4 protein-coding genes are annotated in these 2957 nt (G+C 67.7%); all 4 read left to right on the top strand.

Features of this window, described 5'->3' with window-relative positions:
• On the top strand, positions 1 to 408 hold a 408-nt coding region (locus VFM98_RS05110; RefSeq protein WP_414708983.1), incomplete at its 5' end, for an ImpA family type VI secretion system protein.
• 24 nt (positions 409 to 432) lie between these two features.
• Complete coding sequence (gene tssB, locus VFM98_RS05105; protein WP_325108817.1) at positions 433 to 954, top strand: type VI secretion system contractile sheath small subunit; 522 nt, start codon at positions 433 to 435, stop codon at positions 952 to 954.
• A 13-nt stretch (positions 955 to 967) separates the two neighbouring features.
• Complete coding sequence (tssC, locus tag VFM98_RS05100; protein WP_325108816.1) at positions 968 to 2467, top strand: type VI secretion system contractile sheath large subunit; 1500 nt, start codon at positions 968 to 970, stop codon at positions 2465 to 2467.
• A gap of 31 nt (positions 2468 to 2498) precedes the next feature.
• A partial coding sequence (locus tag VFM98_RS05095; RefSeq protein WP_325108815.1) for a type VI secretion system tube protein Hcp occupies positions 2499 to 2957 on the top strand: 459 nt, incomplete at its 3' end.

Here is a 2957-nt window from a genome sequence, read left to right as displayed (position 1 = left end):
GGCCTGGCCGCCGTGCAGGCCATCGCCGAGGGGCTGGACCGCCGCCTCGCCTCCGCGCAGGGGCTCGACTTCGCGCCGCTCAAGAAGCTGCTGCAGTGCGTCGCCGAAGCCGGCCGGCGCGCCGGCGGCGCCCCCGCCCTCAGCGCGCAGGTGCCCGCCATTGTCGCCACGCCCGCCGCCATCGCGGTGCAGGCCGCCGTGGGCCCGCTCGCCAGCCGCGAGGACGTGATCCGCGCGCTCGAACGGGCCTGCGAGTGGATCGAGCGCAACGAACCGAGCAACCCGGCGCCGCTGCTGATCCGCCGTTCGCAGCGGTTGTTGAACCGCAACTTCATCGACATCGTGCGCGAGCTGCTGCCCGAAGGGGTGGAGCAGATCGAGAAGCTCGCGGGCACGCCCCGCGCCTGAACCGCAACCCGCAAGGAGCCCACCATGGCAACCAGCAGTCAGAAGTTCATCGCCCGCAACCGGGCCCCGCGCGTGCAGATCGAGTACGACGTGGAGCTGTACGGGGCGGAAAAGAAGGTGCAGCTGCCGTTCGTGATGGGGGTGCTGGCCGATCTCTCCGGCAAGCCGTCGGAGCCGCTGCCGCCGGTGGCCGACCGCAAGTTCCTCGACATCGACGTCGACAACTTCGACGCCCGCATGAAGTCCATGAAGCCGCGCGTGGCCTTCCCGGTGCCCAACACGCTGACGGGCGAGGGCAACCTGGCGGTGGACATCACCTTCGAGAGCATGGACGACTTCTCGCCCGCCGCCGTGGCGCGCAAGGTCGAGGGCCTGCGGCAGCTGCTGGAGGCGCGCCAGCAGCTCGCGAACCTGCTCACCTACATGGACGGCAAGACGGGCGCCGAGCAGCTGATCTCGCGCGTGATCACCGACCCGGCGCTGCTCAAGGCCCTGGCCGATGCGCGCAAGCCGGGCGCCGACGCGGACTCTTCCACCAACGCCTGAGGGGAGCACTGCCATGGCCGAAACCACCACCGAAGCGCAGGCCTCCGCGCTGCAGGGCATCGAGTTCCAGGGCGGCGAGTTCGCGGCGCTCCTGAACCGCGAGTTCAAGCCCAAGTCCGACGACGCCAAGAGCGCCGTCGAACAGGCCGTGCTCACGCTGGCGCAGCAGGCGCTGGTGAACACGGCGCTGATCGGCAGCGACGTGATGGTGTCGATCGAGGCGATGATCGCCGAGCTCGACAAGCGCATCTCGACGCAGGTCAACGCGATCCTGCACCACGCCGACTTCCAGCAGATGGAGAGCGCGTGGCGCGGCCTGCACTATCTCGTGAACAACACCGAGACCGACGAGATGCTGAAGATCCGCGTCATGAACATGACCAAGCAGGAGCTTGGCAAGACGCTGAAGCGCTACAAGGGCACGGCCTGGGACCAGAGCCCGCTGTTCAAGAAGGTCTACGAGGAGGAATACGGGCAGTTCGGCGGCGAGCCCTTCGGCTGCCTGGTGGGCGACTACTACTTCGACCACAGCCCGCCGGACGTGGAGCTGCTGGGCGAGATGAGCAAGGTGGCGGCCTCGGCGCACACGCCCTTCATCGCCGCCGCCAGCCCCGCGCTGATGCAGATGGGGTCGTGGCAGGAACTGGCCAATCCGCGCGACCTGACGAAGATCTTCACCACCCCGGAATACGCGGCCTGGCGCTCGCTGCGTGCCTCGGAAGACGCACGCTACGTCGGCCTGGCCATGCCGCGCTTCCTGGCCCGCCTGCCCTACGGCGCCAAGACCAACCCGGTGGAGGAATTCGACTTCGAGGAACAGACCTCGGGCGGAGAGCACGGCTCCTATACGTGGGCCAACTCGGCCTACGCGATGGCGGTGAACATCAACCGCTCGTTCAAGCTGTATGGCTGGTGCTCCTGCATCCGCGGCGTGGAGTCCGGCGGCGCGGTGGAAGGCCTGCCCACGCACACCTTCCCGACGGACGAAGGTGGCGTGGCCATGAAGTGTCCGACCGAGATCGCCATCAGCGACCGGCGCGAGGCCGAACTGGCCAAGAACGGCTTCATGCCGCTGCTGCACCGGAAGAACTCGGACTTCGCCGCCTTCATCGGCGCGCAGTCGCTGCAGAAGCCGGCCGAATACGACGACCCCGACGCCACGGCCAACGCCAACCTGGCGGCGCGGTTGCCCTACCTGTTCGCCTGCTGCCGCTTCGCCCACTACCTGAAGTGCATGGTGCGCGACAAGATCGGCTCCTTCCGCGAGCGCGAGGACATGTCCAAGTTCCTGAACAAGTGGATCATGAACTACGTGGACGGCGACCCGGCCAACTCCTCGCAGACCATCAAGGCACAGAAGCCGGTGGCGGCCGCCGAGGTGGTGGTGGAGGAAGTCCCGGGCAACCCGGGCTACTACACCTCGAAGTTCTTCCTGCGGCCGCACTACCAGCTCGAGGGCCTGACGGTGTCGCTGCGGCTCGTTTCCAAGCTGCCGTCGGCCAAGGCGGCCTGAAGGCTTTTCCACCCCCACAAGGAGCGTTTCCATGAGCAGCGACGTGACCATCAAGTTCGACGGCATCGACGGCGAGTCGGTCAAGCCCAAGGGCGAGATCGACGTGATCTCCTGGAACTGGGGCGTGCAGCAGTCCTCCGGCTCCGCCATGGGCGGCGGCTCCGGCAAGGGCAAGGCGGTCCCGGGCGACTTCGAGTTCGTGCACCGCTACGACAAGGCCTCGCCGGTGCTGGCCAAGCACTGCGTGGCCGGCAAGCACTTCCCGACCGCGAAGCTCACCGTGCGCAAGGCCGGCGACGGGCAGCAGGACTACCTGACGGTCGCCATGAAGGAAGTGTTCATCACCAGCGTCGCGCCGGGCAGCAACGGCGACGGCGAGGTGGTCGAGAACGTGCACTGCAGCTACAAGGACGTGGAGTTCGCCTACAAGCCCCAGGACGACAAGGGCGCCCTGGGCGGCGAGGTGAAGTTCGGCTGGAACGTCGCCACC

It is taken from the genome of Ramlibacter sp. (assembly GCF_035706265.1).
Classification (GTDB): domain Bacteria; phylum Pseudomonadota; class Gammaproteobacteria; order Burkholderiales; family Burkholderiaceae_C; genus Ramlibacter.
This window is presented reverse-complemented; position numbering and strand designations above follow the sequence as displayed.